Genomic DNA, 17208 nt, shown 5'->3' with positions numbered 1-17208 from the left:
GGGCAACCGGGTCTTATCGGGAAAGAAGGATCGCAGCCTTCGGCAGTTCCTGCCGGGCTCAACAGGCGCCAACACAACAAAACCCTGTGGGAGCGAGCTTGCTCGCGATAGCGTCAGATCAGCAGTATTCATTTGGCTGACACACCGCTATCGCGAGCAAGCTCGCTCCCACAGTTGTTCTGCGGCACCTGGATCAGCGCCAGTGCTACGGCTCACGCACATCCCGCATCAACAACCCAAACCGCAGATCCACCGCATCCGGGATGGGCACGTACACCACATGCCCATCCCCCGGTGCCACCTCTATGCTCTTGCCGTTGATGTTCTGCAATTGGTGCAGGTCGAAGTGGAAGTTTCCCTTGGGGGTCATCAGTTCCATGTGATCCCCCAGGCCGAAGCGGTTCTTGACCCGCACTTCAGCCAGGCGTTCGCGCCGCTCGCCGGTCAGTTCGCCGACGAACTGCTGGCGCTCCGAGACTGAGCTGCCGTTCTGGTAGTTCTGGTATTCGTCGTGCACGTGGCGCCGTAGAAAACCTTCGGTATAGCCACGCTGGGCCAGGGACTCCAGGTCGGTCATCAGGCTGCGATCGAATTCCCGACCGGCCACCGCGTCATCGATGGCCCGGCGATACACCTGGGTGGTGCGGGCGCAATAGAAGTGCGACTTGGTCCGGCCTTCGATCTTCAACGAATGCACGCCCATGCGCGCCAGGCGCTCGACGTGCTGCACGGCCCGCAGGTCCTTGGCATTCATGATGTAGGTGCCGTGTTCGTCCTCGAAGGCTGGCAGGGAGGCGTCCGGGCGGTTGGCTTCCTGGAGCAGAAACACCTGGTCGGTGGGCGCGCCGAGGCCCAGGGTCGGTTCGGGTGGATAGCTTTGCACAATGTCGCCCACGACGTTTTCCACCGCCGGTTGCGCCGAGTACTTCCAGCGACAGGCATTGGTGCAACTGCCCTGGTTGGCATCACGCTTGTTCATGTAACCCGAGAGCAGGCAGCGCCCGGAGTAGGCCATGCACAGCGCCCCATGGACGAACACTTCCAGCTCCATGGCCGGCACCTGCTCGCGGATCTCGGCGATTTCCTCCAGGGACAATTCCCGGGACAAGATGATCCGGCTCAAGCCCTGCTGCTGCCAGAACTCGACGCTCGCCCAGTTCACCGTATTGGCCTGTACCGACAGGTGGATTGGCATCTGTGGGAAATGCCGGCGAACCAGCATGATCAACCCCGGGTCGGACATGATCAATGCGTCCGGCGCCATGGCGATCACCGGCTCCAGGTCCTTGAGGAACGTGCGCAGCTTGGCGTTGTGCGGGGCGATGTTCACCACTACATAGAAGCGCTTGCCCATGGCCTGGGCCTCGGCAATGCCCAAGGCCAGGTTCGCGTGGTCGAATTCGTTGTTGCGCACCCGCAGGCTGTAGCGCGGCTGGCCGGCGTACACCGCATCGGCACCGTAGGCGAAGGCATAGCGCATGTTTTTCAGGGTGCCGGCGGGCGCCAGCAGTTCGGGGGCGGCGAGGGTCATGGTGGGGTCAGGTCGCAAAAAGCGGGGAGGCTACGCCAGGGTCGGCCAGGCCTCATTGACCTGAATCAATGTGCAGCGCAAACGTGAAGGCACTCCGGCGAGTCCTGGCGGACTAATGTGTATCCCGCCTTTGGACATGGAAAGCTGATGAATCGAAAGATGCTGCAAAACAAAGCCCAGATGTTGCTCCTGGTGCTGGTCACGGTCGCCTTCATCTGGATTCTGCTGCCATTTTACGGTGCGGTGTTCTGGGCGGTCATCCTGGGTATCGTCTTTGCGCCGATGCAGCGCCGCCTGCAGTTGAAGTTCGGCTGGCACCGCAATGTCACCTCGCTGGTCACGTTGAGCATTTGTGTGGTCTGCGCGATCTTGCCGGTGATCATCATCAGTACGTTGTTGGTCCAGGAGGGCGCGGCGCTGTACAAGAGCCTGGAAAGCGGCGAGCTGGACATTGCCGATTACCTGGCCCGCTTCAAGGATGCCTTGCCACCGTACTTCCAGCACCTGCTGGACCGCTTCGGTCTGGGCAACCTGAACGGCTTGCGCGACAAGATCGTCAAGAGCGCAATGCAGGGCAGCGAGTTCTTCGCCACCCAGGCCTTCAGTTTCGGCCAGGGCACCTTTCAGTTCCTGGTCAGCTTCTTCGTGATGATCTATCTGCTGTTCTTCTTTCTGCGCGACGGTGCGGAACTGGTGCGCAAAGTGCGCATGGCCGTTCCCCTGGGGGAACATCAAAAGCGCCGCCTGCAGTTGAAATTCAATCGGGTGGTGCGGGCCACGGTGAAGGGCAACCTGCTGGTCGCCATCAGCCAAGGTGCGCTGGGTGGGCTGATCTTCTGGATCCTGGGGATTCCGACGGTATTGCCATGGGCGGTGCTGATGGCGTTCCTGTCGTTGTTGCCGGCGGTGGGGGCGGGCCTCGTCTGGGCACCGGTGGCGGTGTACTTCCTGCTCTCGGGGGCAATCTGGCAGGGCGTGGTGCTGACGCTGTTCGGGGTGTTCGTAATCGGCCTGGTGGACAATTTCCTGCGGCCGATCCTGGTGGGCAAGGACACCAAGATGCCTGACTACATGGTGCTGGTCTCGACACTGGGTGGGCTGGCGGTGTTCGGGCTGAACGGCTTCGTGATCGGGCCGCTGATCGCCGCGCTGTTCATGTCCTGTTGGGCCTTGTTCGTCGAGAGCACGCCGCGTGTGCAGTTGCCCTAGGCCCTCAGCAGGTAGGGCCCGATGCGTTGCGACAGTGCCTGGGCGGCGGGCAGTGAAGTCAGTGGGCCGCTGATGGTCACGCCGTCCTGCACCAGGTACCAGCAGGCCAGCAACCCGAGCTCCCGGAGTGGGGCGGGGACGGCGCTGCCAATGACAGACATGATTTGAACCTTGGGCATGGGAAACCTCCATCAATCGATGGGGCTACCTTACGGCTCAGGGGGAAGGACGGAAAATCAACTGGCTCAATAGTAGGAATCGATGCCGCTCAATCGACGACCAGATCGAGCATGTGCACCACTTCCTGCTCGTTGAGCAGGCCCTTGCGCACCAGGTTTTCCGCCAGCAGGGAAAGGAACTTGGCGCTGCGGTGGCCTTCCAGTTGCTTGAGTTCGGTCAGTACGTTGTACACCTTGCTGGAGGTGCACAGGCCGACAATGCGGTGAGGATTTTGCGTGGGCATAGCTTCGTCCTTGTTGTTTTGAAGCTGTTGTTGGCGGACAGTGCCAGTTTGCGGCCCTGTCATGACGCTCACGTGACAGCTTGGGTTGTCGGAAAAAGAAAGCAGGATCCGGACCATATTGCCTTTTTGGCGCCGGATTATTGTTCTGGCAGCGACCTCGACAGGCTTTTTCAACCTGCAGCGCTTTTTTGCCCACAAAAAAAACCGAACCTTTCGATTCGGGGGCTTGATGTGTTGCCGTCTGGCTCCATGCCCTTCCTCTGAGCATGGCGCCTTTTTACGGCCGGGTTCAAGTCTGGATTTTCAGAGGCTTCTCATTGCCTGATTCCTGCCAAGGGCCTTCAGAGGCTATTGCGAAATGATGGGATCAAATCCTGAAGCCTTTAGCTTCTGTGCGGCGTGAGAGCCTTGCAGAAAGGCGATCAAAGCTTCTGCCACCTGCGGTTGTTCAGCATTATTTGCGATGGCCGCAGCAATCACATTCACCCTTTGAACTTCATCTGGTAGCGGCCCAACGATTTGAATTCCCGGCACCGCCAAGAGTTCGCTCATTTGCTGTATCCCAACCTCTGCATCACCACGTAGAAGGGCATGTCCAACCAGCTCTGGTGCTTCGACAACAATGCTCTTTGACTTCAATTGATCCGCTATGCCCAATTGAGGGAACATCGTCCCGGCAACATAAACCCCACTTACCCCGCTTGAGTATGCGACTGATTTTGCCGCGAGCAGGGTGTGCCGTAAACTGTCAATACTCGTGATATCTGGCTTTGGGGCGCCAGACTTGATAGCTAATCCGACGCGAGATGTTGCAAGATAAGAAGCGGTTTCCCTGTGCAAGTACCCCAGTTCTATTTGTTCATCAATCGACGTGCCAATCATAATGACCACGTCAACGGCTTCCCCGTTTTTGATTCGTACGGGCAATGCATCGGAAGCAGCTCCAAAAGATGCGCCCCAGACAAACATCAAGTGATGCCCGGTTGCCTGTTCAAAATCGGGGGCCAGTTGCTCGAAAAAAGGTTTTAGTGCTGTTGTAGCCAAAACATGGAGGTCGGTAGCTTTGGCGCAGTTTCCCAGTTGCAGCGCCCAAAAAACACCCAGTAATGTTGTGTACCTCAATAAGAAGTTAAACCGCTGCATGTCATACATCCCCGATGTACTGAGTTTTTTCTCAGTTATTCGATTGTTAAAAAGGCGACGAGTAAGCAGAAAATATCCATGTCCCTATTTGATAGCGGGCAGTAATCTTGGCGTCGGGCTTCGTATTGGCCAACACCAAGACCAAACTAACTCATATTGACTTCGATTGAAGGGCTTTGATCACTGCTTCTCCGAGAGCTTTCGCTGACGCTGGGTTTTGACCAGTGACCAGACGGCCATCGACCACCACTCGCTTTTCGAAGATGGGGGCTTCTTCAAATTTTGCGCCAGCATTCTTCAAAGCGCTTTCCAGTGCAAACGGAACGATCTTGTCGTACTGGCGCGCACTCTCTTCTTCCGCTGTGAATGCTGTCAGGCGACGGTCTTTGATCAAGCTCTGGCCATTGCTGAGTTTGACGTCGATCAGTCCTGCGGGGCCATGGCATACGGCACTGACAATGCCGTTGTTTTCGTAGATGGTGCGCACGATTTCATCAAGTTCAGGGTTGCGGACGAAATCCCACATCGGGCCATGACCGCCGACAAGTAGGACTGCGGCGTATTTCGACGGGTCGACATCCGAAAGCTTGAGGGTGTTACCGAGTTTGTTCCGGTGTTCAGGTTGGGTCCAAAAGTTAAGGCTCGCTTGATCTTTAAGGTCGAAGCCATCGAACGGAGCAAGACCACCCTTTGGGCTTGCAATATCGTAATTTAGTCCGACTTCGTCAAAGACCTCGACGGGATGCGTCAGCTCTGGAAACCAGAAGCCACCGACGAGGTTCGGTGCTTTCTTGTCCAGGCTGGAGACCACAATCAGTATTCTTTCGCTGTTCAGGTTTTCTTGAGCGGTAACAGGGGGCGCAGCAATCGCAAGCGCAGCAATTGCGCCTGCAAGACCAGCAAAAAACTTTGCCATCCACATGTTCAGTTCCTTCAGTTTGTTGTCTGTCGAGATCACTGTATCCGCGACCAGCGGCTAAAAATAGCCACCCAAAACCGAATGGATTGTTTAAAAAAACAATCTAATTGCTTTGGATTGGCCCTTGAAATCGGCGTACAGTGCACGTAAGCAGCCGACTGTTGACGTGCTAAACGTTATAAAGAGACGAGATGAACCACCCCGACAGCTTTGATGGATTATCAGAATTTCTAGCCATTTCTAAGCGGCTGAGTATTCGTAAAGCTGCTCTTGACCTTGGCAAAACCCCAGGTTCAATCAGCCAAGCGTTGCAGAAACTGGAGCATCGCCTTGGTTTACCGCTCTTCCATCGCACAACTCGCAAGATGGCGCTCACAGAGGCGGGAAAAAATTTACTTTTGAAAATCGAGCCAGCTGCGCAAGCGATTGCAACTGGCCTTGAGGACGCTGCGCAGTCGGCAAAGGCACCCTCTGGAACACTGAGGCTGATCGTGGAACGTCTGGCATTGCCGCACGTTATTGAGCCTCTGTTACCCGCATTTCGAGAAGCCTGGCCAAATCTGAATGTGGACATCACGGTCAGCAATCGTCATGACAATTTCGTATCGGAAGGTTATGACGCAGGTATCTTGATCGGTTCATATATTGAGCAAGATATGATCGCGGTAAGACTTTCAAAACCTTTTCAATGGGCTGTTTTTGGGGCACCCGCCTATTTCAAGGCTAATGGAAAGCCGAAAGTCACCAGTGATCTTGTGCACCACGAATGTATTCGATTTCGTCGCCCGGAAAAGGGAGATATCTATCGGTGGGAGTTCATCGAAAATAACGAAAGTATAAGGATTGAGCCGAGCGGCCCGCTCACTGTCAATGATGGAGAGCTTATGCGCAGCCTTGCTGTTCAAGGAGTTGGACTCATTTACTCTTCAACATTCCACACCTCGCGTGAACTGGCAAACGGGACGCTTGAATCGGCATTGCTTGACTGTTCTCCAGGTAATGATGGACTCTTTCTTTATTTTTCAAGGGCTGCTAGAAATCAACCGAAGTTGCGTGCTTTTATTGATATGTGCTCGCAGATATTAAAAATTTAACCCCTCAATATTCGATGTTCATGATGATGAAAATAGTTGAAGGCTCTCGTTTCTCGCAGCTCAAAATTTCGCTTAGCGGCGTATCAAAATAGTACTTGCTGGGCTGGCCGCTGTTGGCGAAGTGAAGATAACCTAAAACGGTTGCTGCCCACCTGAATCCCGATGGAACGCCAAAACGAAAAAACCCGCCAGAAGGCGGGTTTTTCGGGGGAGGGCAGAGATTTTGAAAGCTTTCTCTGGAACCTTGTCTGGCTCCACGACCTGGACTCGAACCAGGGACCCAGTGATTAACAGTCACTTGCTCTACCAACTGAGCTATCGCGGAATGGCGCGTATGTTACTGATTGGAAAAGAGAAGTCAAGCGTCTATTGGCGGACGGCGCATTCCCGGTGTCCATTGACGGTCAATCAGCGATTGGCAGTTACCGCAAGGGCGGGAGAGGGCTACCATGGTTGCCCGGAAGTGGCAGGACGCGCTGCCGGCCATTCGCCGACATTGAGGTACGTGCCATGAACCACCTGTTACCACTTCACACAGCCCGTTGCGCCGAGGTGTGCTTGTGAGCACCGCCCAGATCAGTTTGCCCAAGGGTGTGGGGCCGCACGCCGAGAAACTGTACGACGCCATCGCCCAGGCGAGCACGGCCGAAGAACTGAACCGCGCTGGCGGCAAGGCCGAGGGTTTTGTCCTGGGGTTGGAAAGTACCAAGGCGATCAAGAGCCAGGTGGCCGAGTCGTTGTATGTCATCTATGACGATGCGGCGAGTCAGCGGGCGACGGAGTTGTAGTTTCGATCTGGTGCTTTTGTGGCGAGGGAGCAAGCTCCCTCGCCACGGGTCGGTGTGAGCACTCAAAAAAACGGGAAGCCATGGCTTCCCGTTCTTCATTTCAGCGATCTTCAGATCACCTGGACAATAGCCTTGGTCACCGCATCGATGTTGTTCTGGTTCAGCGCGGCCACGCAGATGCGGCCGGTGTCCAGGGCGTAGATGCCGAACTCGTTGCGCAGGCGCATCACTTGTTCAACGCTCAGGCCGGAGTAGGAGAACATCCCGCTCTGACGGGCGACGAAGCTGAAGTCGTGCTGCGGGGCGGCCTTGGCCAGCATGTCGACCATCTGGTCGCGCATGCCGCGAATGCGCAGGCGCATTTCGGCCAGTTCGGCTTCCCACTGTGTCCGCAGCTCCGGGCTGTTGAGCACGGCGGCGACGATGCTGGCGCCATGGGTGGGCGGGTTGGAGTAGTTGGTGCGGATCACGCGCTTGACCTGGGACAGCACACGGGCACTTTCTTCTTTCGATTCGCTGACGATCGACAGGGCACCGACGCGCTCGCCGTACAGCGAGAACGACTTGGAGAACGAGCTGGAGGCAAAGAAGGTCAGCCCCGATTCGGCGAACAGGCGCACGGCCGCCGCGTCTTCGTCGATACCGGCGCCAAAGCCCTGGTAGGCCATGTCCAGGAACGGTACGTGGTTCTTGGCCTTGACCACGGCCAGCACGTTTTTCCAGTCTTCCGGGTTCAGGTCCACGCCGGTCGGGTTGTGGCAGCAGGCGTGCAGCACAACGATCGAGCGATCGGGCAGGGCGTTGAGGTCTTCCAGCAGGCCGCTGCGGTTCACGTCGTGGGTGGCGGCATCGTAGTAGCGGTAGTTCTGCACCGGGAAGCCGGCGGTTTCGAACAGGGCGCGGTGGTTCTCCCAGCTCGGGTCGCTGATGGCCACGACCGCGTCAGGCAGCAGTTGCTTGAGGAAGTCGGCACCGATCTTCAATGCGCCAGTGCCGCCCACGGCCTGGGCGGTGACGACGCGACCGGAGGCGATCAGCGGCGAATCCTTGCCGAACAGCAGGGTCTGCACAGCCTGGTCGTAGGCGGCGATGCCGTCGATCGGCAAGTAACCACGGGAAACGTGCTGAGCCACGCGAATCGTCTCGGCCTCGACCACGGCGCGCAGGAGTGGAATGCGCCCCTCCTCGTTGCAGTAAACACCTACACCCAGGTTGACCTTATTGGTACGGGTGTCGGCGTTGAAAGCTTCGTTGAGGCCCAGGATGGGATCGCGGGGTGCCAATTCGACAGCGGAAAACAGGCTCATTAGTGCGCGGCTCTGAATGGAGAATGAGGGGACGTGTGACGCTCCAGCCGAATGCACTAGAGCGGTGCACAAACGGGGAGCTAGTATAGAGGCCATCACCCGGCACGGCGACAGGCGATTCGGCTTTTAGGCTAAGTTTTTTCGATTTTTTTCGACCGTTAGTCTTCTCGCCGCGTCAAAGTCTTCAAGGCGTGTAGGACGTTCGTCTTGAAAGCGAAGGCATTCACCTCCACATTGTGTGCATCCCAGCTTTTTCCTCGGGCGACATCAGTCGTTTCGGTCTTTCTCGTTCCTGTCGCTGGCTGACAGGGGTGAATCCAGAGGTTATGTCATGTCTGAATTCCAGCTAGTCACCCGCTTCCAGCCCGCCGGCGATCAGCCGGAAGCCATCCGCCTGATGGTCGAAGGCATCGAGGCCGGGCTGGCGCACCAGACGTTGCTCGGTGTGACCGGCTCGGGCAAGACCTTCAGCATTGCCAACGTGATCGCCCAGGTACAGCGCCCGACCCTGGTCCTGGCGCCGAACAAGACCCTGGCGGCGCAACTGTACGGTGAGTTCAAGGCGTTTTTCCCGAACAACGCCGTGGAGTACTTCGTTTCCTACTACGACTACTACCAGCCCGAGGCCTACGTGCCATCGTCGGACACCTTCATCGAGAAGGACGCCTCGATCAACGACCACATCGAACAGATGCGCCTGTCGGCGACCAAGGCGCTGCTCGAGCGCAAGGACGCGATCATCGTCACCACGGTGTCGTGCATCTACGGCCTGGGCAGCCCGGAAACCTACCTGAAGATGGTGCTGCACGTGGATCGCGGCGACAAACTCGACCAGCGCGCCTTGCTGCGGCGCCTGGCGGACTTGCAGTACACCCGCAACGACATGGATTTTGCCCGGGCGACCTTCCGGGTACGGGGCGATGTCATCGACATCTACCCGGCGGAATCGGACCTGGAAGCGATCCGCATCGAACTGTTCGACGATGAAGTGGAGAGTCTTTCGGCGTTCGATCCGCTGACCGGCGAAGTGATCCGCAAATTGCCGCGCTTTACGTTCTATCCCAAGAGCCACTACGTGACGCCGCGGGAAACCCTGCTGGACGCCATCGAGGGGATCAAGGCCGAGTTGCAGGAGCGCCTGGAGTACCTGCGTTCGAACAACAAGCTGGTGGAAGCCCAGCGTCTGGAGCAACGGACCCGGTTCGACCTGGAGATGATCCTGGAGCTGGGCTACTGCAACGGCATCGAAAACTACTCGCGTTACCTGTCGGGCCGTCCGGCAGGTGCGCCGCCGCCGACCTTGTATGACTATCTGCCGGCCGATGCCTTGCTGGTGATCGACGAGTCCCACGTCAGCGTGCCCCAGGTCGGCGCGATGTACAAAGGCGACCGTTCGCGCAAGGAAACCCTGGTGGAGTACGGTTTCCGCTTGCCCTCGGCGCTGGATAACCGGCCGATGCGCTTCGACGAATGGGAAAGCGTAAGCCCGCAGACGATTTTTGTCTCGGCCACCCCTGGCAACTACGAAGCCGAGCATGCCGGGCGGGTGGTCGAGCAGGTGGTGCGACCGACCGGGCTGGTGGACCCGCAAGTCGAGGTGCGTCCGGCGCTGACCCAGGTGGACGATCTGCTCTCGGAAATCAGCAAGCGCGTGGCGGTGGAGGAGCGGGTGCTGGTCACCACGCTGACCAAGCGCATGGCCGAAGACCTTACCGATTACCTGGCCGACCACGGCGTGCGGGTGCGTTACCTGCACTCGGACATCGACACGGTGGAGCGGGTCGAGATCATCCGCGACCTGCGCCTGGGCACCTTCGATGTGCTGGTGGGCATCAACCTGCTGCGCGAAGGCCTGGACATGCCGGAAGTGTCGCTGGTGGCGATTCTCGACGCCGACAAGGAAGGTTTCCTGCGCTCCGAACGCTCGTTGATCCAGACCATCGGTCGCGCGGCGCGTAACCTGAACGGCCGGGCGATTCTGTACGCTGACCGCATTACCGGCTCCATGGAGCGGGCCATCGGCGAGACCGAGCGCCGTCGTGACAAGCAGATCGCCTTCAACCTGGCCAATGGCATCACCCCCAAGGGCGTGTTCAAGGATGTCGCCGACATCATGGAGGGCGCCACCGTGCCAGGCTCGCGCAGCAAGAAGCGCAAGGGCATGGCCAAGGCGGCCGAAGAGAGCGCCCGCTACGAGGCCGAACTGCGCTCCCCAAGCGAGATCACCAAGCGTATCCGTCAATTGGAAGAGAAAATGTACCAGCTTGCCCGGGACCTGGAGTTCGAAGCGGCGGCGCAATTGCGTGATGAGATTGGCAAGTTGCGGGAGCGGTTGTTGGCTGTCTGAGGTTGTGTGGCGACCTTAAGGGCCTCATCGCGAGCAAGCTCGCTCCCACAAGTTCGATCGAGTCGCCCAATGATCCCTTGTGGGAGCGAGCTTGCTCGCGATGGGCGCGACTCGGTCTGACGACTGGCCACACAAATCCCGCTCTCACTGGAGCCCGCCCGCCATCGCCTGTTACCATTCGCCCCCTGTTCGATCTTCGCTTTTATATTCTTTCCGAGACATGCCATGACCACCGTCCGCACCCGCATCGCGCCTTCGCCCACTGGCGATCCCCATGTCGGCACCGCCTACATCGCTTTGTTCAACTATTGCTTTGCCAAGCAGCACGGCGGCGAGTTCATCCTGCGGATCGAGGACACCGACCAGTTGCGTTCGACCCGCGAGTCCGAGCAACAGATCTTCGATGCCTTGCGCTGGTTGGGGATCGACTGGAGCGAAGGCCCGGACGTCGGCGGCCCACACGGTCCGTACCGCCAGAGCGAGCGCGGTGATATCTACAAGCAGTATTGCCAGCAGTTGGTGGACATGGGGCATGCGTTCCCGTGTTTCTGCACCGCCGAAGAGCTGGACCAGATGCGCGCCGAGCAAATGGCCCGCGGCGAAACCCCGCGCTATGACGGCCGGGCGCTGCTGCTGTCCAAGGAAGAAGTCGCCCGTCGCCTGGCGGCCGGCGAGCCCCATGTGATCCGCATGAAAGTGCCGAGCGAAGGCGTCTGCGTGGTGCCGGACATGCTGCGTGGCGATGTCGAGATCCCGTGGGATCGCATGGACATGCAAGTGCTGATGAAGACCGACGGCCTGCCGACGTACTTCCTGGCCAACGTGGTCGACGATCACCTGATGGGCATCACCCACGTATTGCGTGGTGAAGAATGGCTGCCGTCGGCGCCGAAACTGATCCTGCTCTACGAATACTTCGGCTGGGAACAACCGCAGCTGTGCTACATGCCGCTGCTGCGTAACCCGGACAAGAGCAAGCTGTCCAAGCGCAAGAACCCGACCTCGGTGACGTTCTACGAGCGCATGGGCTTCATGCCCGAGGCGATGCTCAACTACCTGGGGCGCATGGGCTGGTCGATGCCGGACGAGCGCGAGAAGTTCTCGCTGCAGGAAATGGTCGAGCATTTCGACCTGTCGCGGGTCTCCCTGGGCGGGCCGATCTTCGACATCGAGAAGCTGTCGTGGCTCAACGGCCAGTGGCTGCGGGACCTGCCGGTGGAAGAGTTCGCCGCACGTGTGCAGAAGTGGGCGTTGAACCCTGAGTACATGATGAAGATCGCGCCCCATGTGCAGGGCAGGGTAGAGACCTTCAGCCAGATCGCCCCGCTGGCCGGCTTCTTCTTTGCCGGTGGCGTGACGCCGGACGCGAAGCTGTTCGAGTCCAAGAAACTCTCCGGCGACCAGGTACGCCAGTTGATGCAACTGATCCTGTGGAAGCTCGAAAGCCTGCGTCAGTGGGAGAAGGACAGCATCACGGCGACCATCCAGGCCGTGGTCGAATCCTTGGAGTTGAAACTGCGCGATGCCATGCCGCTGATGTTCGCCGCCATTACCGGCCAGGCCAGTTCGGTGTCGGTGCTCGATGCGATGGAAATTCTCGGGCCGGACCTGACCCGTTTCCGCCTGCGCCAGGCCATCGATCTGCTCGGTGGCGTGTCGAAGAAGGAGAACAAGGAGTGGGAAAAACTGCTGGGCGCGATCGCGTAAGCGCTCGATGAGGCAGGACATACCCCGGTTTTCCGGGGTTTGTCGGTAAGTGATTGTTATCCCGGCAAAAAATTTTCATATTTGTTGAAAATAAATTTGACAGCCCTCCGATACGCCCTTAAGATTCGCCCCGTCCTCAGCGATGAGGGGCTATAGCTCAGCTGGGAGAGCGCTTGCATGGCATGCAAGAGGTCGACGGTTCGATCCCGTCTAGCTCCACCAATTTACACTTCAAGGTCTGGCCACACCGGCCTTGAAGCGATCAACACTCAGCGTTGATCAGTTGTATAGAAGGGTTTGCGTCCCCTTCGTCTAGTGGCCTAGGACACCGCCCTTTCACGGCGGTAACAGGGGTTCGAGTCCCCTAGGGGACGCCAGTTTTACAGAAGCGATGTTGCAAGATGTCGCTCCGCCGCGAGGCGAAAAATCCGGGGCTATAGCTCAGCTGGGAGAGCGCTTGCATGGCATGCAAGAGGTCGACGGTTCGATCCCGTCTAGCTCCACCAATTACAGGTTCAAGGTTTGGCCACACCGGCCTTGAATCGATCAGTTCTCAGCGCTGATCAAGTTAGAAGGTTTGTGTCCCCTTCGTCTAGTGGCCTAGGACACCGCCCTTTCACGGCGGTAACAGGGGTTCGAGTCCCCTAGGGGACGCCACGATTACCCGCTCTGCGGGATTTTATAAGGGTCATTCAATTCTTGAATGGCCCTTTTGTTTGTCTGGCGTTTGGCCAATTCCCTTATCCTTTGAAAAAGTCTTCTGACCAGCGGTGAAAATTTCCGCTTGCGGAAAATTATTACATGGATAATATTTCAGTCGTAATATTCGGAGGCGACGATGAGCGATAAAAAGGCACAAACCCGTGAACGCATTCTCAAGGCCGCCAGCGATGCGCTGATCCAGCGTGGGCCGGCGGAACCGAGCGTGGGCGAGGTGATGGGCGCAGCCGGGCTGACGGTGGGCGGCTTTTACGCCCATTTCGAAAGCAAGGATGCCTTGATGCTGGAGGCCTTCAAGCAATTGCTCAATCGGCGCCGCGGCTTGATCGCCGATATGGACGGTGAGCTGACAGGCGAAGAGCGGCGTGCGTTGGTCGCCGCGTTCTATCTGTCCCGAAAGCACCGCGACTCCACCGAGCAAGCCTGCCCGATTCCGGCGTCGGTCGGCGAACTCGGGCGACTGCCGGATGCGTTTCGTGAGGTGCTCAATGAGCATATCGAGTTGATGGTCGCGCAATTGGCGGCCAGCCCGGAGGATGCCGACAAGGCCCTGGCCGACATCGCCTTGATGGTCGGTGGCCTGGCACTGGCGCGGGCATTGGGCCCGGGAGAGTTATCGGATCGTTTGCTGCGCGCCGCCAAGTCGGCGGTGCGTTGAGCTGAGGCGCGAGCCCTGGAGATGAGCGATGGACAGGTTGAGCTGGATACGTAGTGTCAATGGCACGCTTGGCTGGGTGGCTCCACGCCTGGTGGCGAAGCAGATGCGTTCGCTGTTCATGCGCCCTCGAAACTTGCCGCCGCGGGATTGGGAACTGCCGTTGCTGGCGACTTCCGAGCGTATCACCTTGCGTTTCGGTCTCTCGGCCTTGCGCTGGGGCAAAGGCCCGGCGGTCTTGTTGATGCACGGTTGGGAAGGGCGGCCGACCCAGTTCGCGGCGCTGATCACGGCCCTGGTGGGCGCTGGTTACACGGTCGTGGCGCTGGACGGTCCGGCCCATGGTCGCTCGCCGGGTCGTGAGGCGAATGTCCTGTTGTTCGCCAGGGCCATGCTCGAAGCCGCCGCCGAGCTGCCGCCGTTGCAGGCGGTGATCGGGCACTCCATGGGCGGCGCCAGCGCCATGCTGGCGGTCCAATTGGGGTTGCGTACCGAGACGCTGGTCAGCATCGCCGCGCCCGCTCGCATTCTTGGGGTGCTGCGCGGTTTCTCCCGGATGATGGGCCTGCCGCCCAAGGCGCGTTCGGCCTTCATTCGTCAGGTGGAAAGCGACGTGGGCATGCCCGCCTCGAAGATGGATGTGGCGCATTACCAGTTGGACGTGCCGGGGTTGATCGTCCATGCCGAGGACGACACATCGGTCTCGGTCAAGGAGTCGCAATTGATTCATGACGCCTGGTTCGACAGTCGGCTGCTGCGACTGCCACAGGGCGGGCATCAGCGGGTGCTGGCCGATCCTCGGGTCATTGATGGGGTGTTATCACTGTTGGCCGGTCGCAGCCTGCAAGCGCGGCAATCGGCTTGAGCGGTGGGAGCAAGGCTTGCCCGCGATGGCGGTCGAGCTAGGATCCGTTACACTGCCCCGATCCAAATTCGACCGGGAGAGGGGCATGGGCTGGGATCGGGCAACGCCATTCATCATTGATCTTCAGGTCAATGCCGAAGACATCGACGGGCTGGGCCACGCCAACAACGCGGTATACGTCACCTGGCTCGAGCGCTGTGCCTGGCGCCATTCCCAGCGCCTGGGGCTGGATCTGGTGGAGTATCGACGCCTGGACCGGGCCATGGCGGTGGTGCGGCATGAAATCGATTACCTGGCGGCCGCCTATGAAGGCGACGAACTGCAATTGGCGACCTGGATCGTCGACTGGGACCAGCGCCTGAAAATGACCCGGCATTTCCAGCTGGTCCGTCCCAGCGACAACGCCACGTTGCTGCGGGCCCAGACCACTTTCGTCTGCATCGAACTGTCCACTGGCCGGCCCAAGCGCATGCCCCAGGAATTCATCGAGGGGTATGGCCCCGCCCTGGAACCGTCCGGCATCCTCGTGGACTGACCCAGCGCCATCGCGAGCAAGCTCAGCTCCCACAGGGATTGGTGGTGGACTTCGATTCCATGAACACCTTGGAACTCGTGTGGGAGCGAGCTTGCTCGCGATAGCGGCGATACATTCAACATTTGCGCAAGCTGACCCAGCGCCATCGCGAGCAAGCTCAGCTCCCACAGGGATTGGTGGTGGACTTCGACTCCATTAACGCCCTGGAGCCCGTGTGGGAGCGAGCTTGCTCGCGATAGCGGCGATACATTCAACATTTGCGCAAGCTGACCCACCGCCATCGCGAGCAAGCTCGGTTCCCACAGGGATTGGTGGTGAATTCCGATGTCATGGGCAAAATCCGGTAAACTGCCGCACGTTTTTTCGTTGAGTGTGTGTTTCCATGCAAATTGCCCTGGCGCCCATGGAGGGGTTGGTCGACAACATCCTGCGGGACGTCCTGACCCGTGTTGGCGGTATCGACTGGTGTGTCACCGAGTTCATCCGCGTCAACGATCGTCTGCTCACGCCGGCCTATTTCCATAAGCTCGCCCCTGAGCTGCTGAGCGGTGCCCAGACCGCTGCCGGCGTGCCGTTGCGGGTGCAGTTGCTCGGCTCCGATCCGGTGTGCCTGGCGGAAAACGCGGCGTTGGCGTGCGAGTTGGGCTCAGAGGTGATCGACCTCAATTTCGGTTGCCCGGCCAAGACCGTGAACAAATCCCGGGGCGGCGCAGTGTTGCTCAAGGAGCCGGAACTGCTCAACGAAATCGTCGAACACGTGCGCCGCGCGGTGCCGAAACACATCCCCGTCACCGCCAAGATGCGCCTGGGTTTCGATAGCCCGGACGGCGCCCTGGTCTGTGCCACGGCGTTGGCCGAAGGCGGCGCGGCGCACATCGTGGTGCATGCGCGGACCAAGGTCGATGGCTACAAGCCTCCGGCCCATTGGGAGTGGATCCCCCGCGTGCAGGAAGTGGTCAAGGTGCCGGTGTTCGCCAATGGCGATATCTGGAGCGTGGAGGATTGGCGCCGTTGCCGCGAAATCAGCGGTGTCGAAGACATCATGCTTGGTCGCGGCCTCGTTTCCCGCCCTGACCTGGCCCGGCAGATCGCCGCCGCCCGGGCTGGCGAGGACGTGGTCGAGATGTCCTGGGCCGAGTTGCAGCCGATGCTCCATGATTTTTGGCAGCAAGTGGTCGAACAGTTGACGCCGCGCCAGGCCCCGGGCCGGTTGAAGCAGTGGCTGGCGATGCTGACCCGCAATTACCCCGAAGCGGTGGAGCTGTTTACCGCGCTACGCCGGGAAACCGACCTGGACGCGGTGGGGCATTTATTGGGTGTTCAGCGCACCGAAGCGGCCTGAAAAAAATTCGAAAAAACCTCTTGAAAAGTTTTTGGCGGACCCTAGATAGGGGTTACGCGATGCCGAATTCGGGTCGCGGAGACAAAAAAACTTGCTGAATTTTTCAGGAGATTTGAATCATGAGTACTGCATTTTCGCTGGCCCCTCTGTTCCGTTCCTCGGTAGGCTTCGATCGCTTCAACGACTTGTTCGAAACCGCCCTGCGCAACGAACCAGGCAGCAGCTATCCACCCTACAACGTGGAAAAACATGGTGATGACGAATACCGCATCGTGGTCGCCGCCGCCGGGTTCCAGGAAGAAGACCTGGACCTGCAAGTGGAAAAAGGTGTGCTGACCATCAGTGGCGGCAAGCGTGAAGCCAGCAACGACAGCGTCACCTTCCTGCACCAGGGCATTGCCCAGCGTGCGTTCAAGCTGTCCTTCCGGTTGGCCGATCATATCGAGATCAAGTCCGCCGGCCTGCGTAACGGTCTGTTGAGCATCGACCTGTTGCGAGTGGTTCCGGAAGAGGCGAAAGCCAAGCGCATCCCGATCAACGGTGCGCAGCAGCAACCCGCGCTGCAAAACTGATGCATCGCAAC

Annotated in this window: 16 protein-coding genes and 5 tRNA genes; 14 read left to right on the top strand and 7 right to left on the bottom strand. The window is 59.0% G+C overall.

Annotated elements, in window-relative coordinates; translation table 11 throughout:
- Positions 1–205: 205 nt before the first annotated feature.
- On the bottom strand, positions 206–1531 hold the full coding sequence (trhP, locus tag ACZ5M5_RS20940) for a prephenate-dependent tRNA uridine(34) hydroxylase TrhP (protein ID WP_060741428.1): 1326 nt from the start codon (positions 1529–1531) through the stop codon (positions 206–208).
- Positions 1532–1678: 147 nt separating this feature from the next.
- Between trhP and ACZ5M5_RS20935 the strand changes: the two genes are divergently transcribed.
- Positions 1679–2740 carry an AI-2E family transporter gene (locus ACZ5M5_RS20935; protein ID WP_060741429.1) on the top strand — a complete coding sequence of 354 codons (1062 nt, stop codon included), beginning with the start codon at positions 1679–1681 and terminating at the stop codon, positions 2738–2740.
- Here ACZ5M5_RS20935 and ACZ5M5_RS20930 read toward each other — a convergent pair.
- The 4 genes from ACZ5M5_RS20930 to ACZ5M5_RS20915 all read right to left on the bottom strand — a co-directional run bounded on the left by ACZ5M5_RS20930 (position 2737) and on the right by ACZ5M5_RS20915 (position 5268).
- On the bottom strand, positions 2737–2919 hold the full coding sequence (locus ACZ5M5_RS20930) for a hypothetical protein (protein ID WP_046063464.1): 183 nt from the start codon (positions 2917–2919) through the stop codon (positions 2737–2739). The two genes, ACZ5M5_RS20935 and ACZ5M5_RS20930, sit on opposite strands and share 4 nt — an antisense overlap.
- 89 nt (positions 2920–3008) lie before the next feature.
- On the bottom strand, positions 3009–3203 hold the full coding sequence (locus ACZ5M5_RS20925; RefSeq protein WP_003203896.1) for a hypothetical protein: 195 nt from the start codon (positions 3201–3203) through the stop codon (positions 3009–3011).
- Between the two features lie 348 nt (positions 3204–3551).
- A complete protein-coding gene (locus ACZ5M5_RS20920) occupies positions 3552–4346 on the bottom strand; it encodes a substrate-binding domain-containing protein (RefSeq protein ID WP_464737917.1) in 795 nt (264 codons plus the stop codon).
- Between the two features lie 151 nt (positions 4347–4497).
- Positions 4498–5268 carry a type 1 glutamine amidotransferase domain-containing protein gene (locus tag ACZ5M5_RS20915; RefSeq protein WP_464737916.1) on the bottom strand — a complete coding sequence of 257 codons (771 nt, stop codon included), beginning with the start codon at positions 5266–5268 and terminating at the stop codon, positions 4498–4500.
- A gap of 188 nt (positions 5269–5456) precedes the next feature.
- Between ACZ5M5_RS20915 and ACZ5M5_RS20910 the strand changes: the two genes are divergently transcribed.
- A complete protein-coding gene (locus ACZ5M5_RS20910) occupies positions 5457–6359 on the top strand; it encodes a LysR family transcriptional regulator (RefSeq protein WP_464737915.1) in 903 nt (300 codons plus the stop codon).
- A 249-nt stretch (positions 6360–6608) separates the two neighbouring features.
- On the opposite strand, the gene ACZ5M5_RS20905 is transcribed toward ACZ5M5_RS20910, so the two are convergent.
- Positions 6609–6684 (bottom strand) — tRNA-Asn (locus tag ACZ5M5_RS20905).
- A gap of 235 nt (positions 6685–6919) precedes the next feature.
- Here ACZ5M5_RS20905 and ACZ5M5_RS20900 point away from each other — a divergent pair.
- Positions 6920–7147 carry a hypothetical protein gene (locus tag ACZ5M5_RS20900; RefSeq protein ID WP_060741430.1) on the top strand — a complete coding sequence of 76 codons (228 nt, stop codon included), beginning with the start codon at positions 6920–6922 and terminating at the stop codon, positions 7145–7147.
- Between the two features lie 110 nt (positions 7148–7257).
- Here the strand turns inward: ACZ5M5_RS20900 and ACZ5M5_RS20895 are convergent, their stop codons facing one another.
- Positions 7258–8454, bottom strand: a complete 1197-nt coding sequence (locus ACZ5M5_RS20895; protein WP_060741431.1) for an amino acid aminotransferase — start codon at positions 8452–8454, stop codon at positions 7258–7260.
- A gap of 331 nt (positions 8455–8785) precedes the next feature.
- Between ACZ5M5_RS20895 and uvrB the strand changes: the two genes are divergently transcribed.
- The 11 genes from uvrB (at position 8786) to ACZ5M5_RS20840 (ending at position 17197) form a co-directional block, all read left to right on the top strand.
- The gene (gene uvrB / locus ACZ5M5_RS20890) at positions 8786–10801 is read left to right on the top strand and encodes an excinuclease ABC subunit UvrB (protein WP_060741432.1); all 2016 of its coding nucleotides are present in this window, start codon (positions 8786–8788) and stop codon (positions 10799–10801) included.
- Positions 10802–11026: 225 nt separating this feature from the next.
- Positions 11027–12508: a glutamate--tRNA ligase gene (gene gltX, locus ACZ5M5_RS20885; RefSeq protein ID WP_041023763.1), complete on the top strand. Its 1482-nt coding sequence runs from the start codon at positions 11027–11029 to the stop codon at positions 12506–12508.
- Positions 12509–12654: 146 nt separating this feature from the next.
- Positions 12655–12730, top strand: a tRNA-Ala gene (locus ACZ5M5_RS20880).
- 79 nt (positions 12731–12809) lie between these two features.
- Positions 12810–12885: transfer RNA gene (locus ACZ5M5_RS20875), tRNA-Glu, on the top strand.
- A 53-nt stretch (positions 12886–12938) separates the two neighbouring features.
- Positions 12939–13014, top strand: a tRNA-Ala gene (locus ACZ5M5_RS20870).
- A 75-nt stretch (positions 13015–13089) separates the two neighbouring features.
- A tRNA-Glu gene (locus tag ACZ5M5_RS20865) sits at positions 13090–13165 on the top strand.
- A gap of 181 nt (positions 13166–13346) precedes the next feature.
- Positions 13347–13886, top strand: coding sequence for a TetR/AcrR family transcriptional regulator (locus ACZ5M5_RS20860; RefSeq protein WP_058546579.1), 540 nt, complete (start codon positions 13347–13349; stop codon positions 13884–13886).
- Between the two features lie 28 nt (positions 13887–13914).
- Positions 13915–14748, top strand: a complete 834-nt coding sequence (locus ACZ5M5_RS20855; RefSeq protein ID WP_060741434.1) for an alpha/beta fold hydrolase — start codon at positions 13915–13917, stop codon at positions 14746–14748.
- Positions 14749–14833: 85 nt separating this feature from the next.
- Complete coding sequence (locus ACZ5M5_RS20850) at positions 14834–15283, top strand: acyl-CoA thioesterase (RefSeq protein ID WP_060741435.1); 450 nt, start codon at positions 14834–14836, stop codon at positions 15281–15283.
- Positions 15284–15665: 382 nt separating this feature from the next.
- On the top strand, positions 15666–16625 hold the full coding sequence (locus ACZ5M5_RS20845; RefSeq protein WP_060741436.1) for a tRNA dihydrouridine synthase: 960 nt from the start codon (positions 15666–15668) through the stop codon (positions 16623–16625).
- A 119-nt stretch (positions 16626–16744) separates the two neighbouring features.
- Entirely contained in the window at positions 16745–17197 is a 453-nt protein-coding gene (locus tag ACZ5M5_RS20840; protein WP_053123476.1) for an Hsp20 family protein, read from the top strand.
- The last annotated feature ends 11 nt before the right edge of the window (positions 17198–17208 follow it).

The sequence above is a fragment of the Pseudomonas sp. Van50 genome (assembly GCF_055390755.1).
The sequence above is the reverse complement of the archived record's forward strand: the minus strand, read 5'-3'. Positions and strand labels throughout refer to the sequence as shown.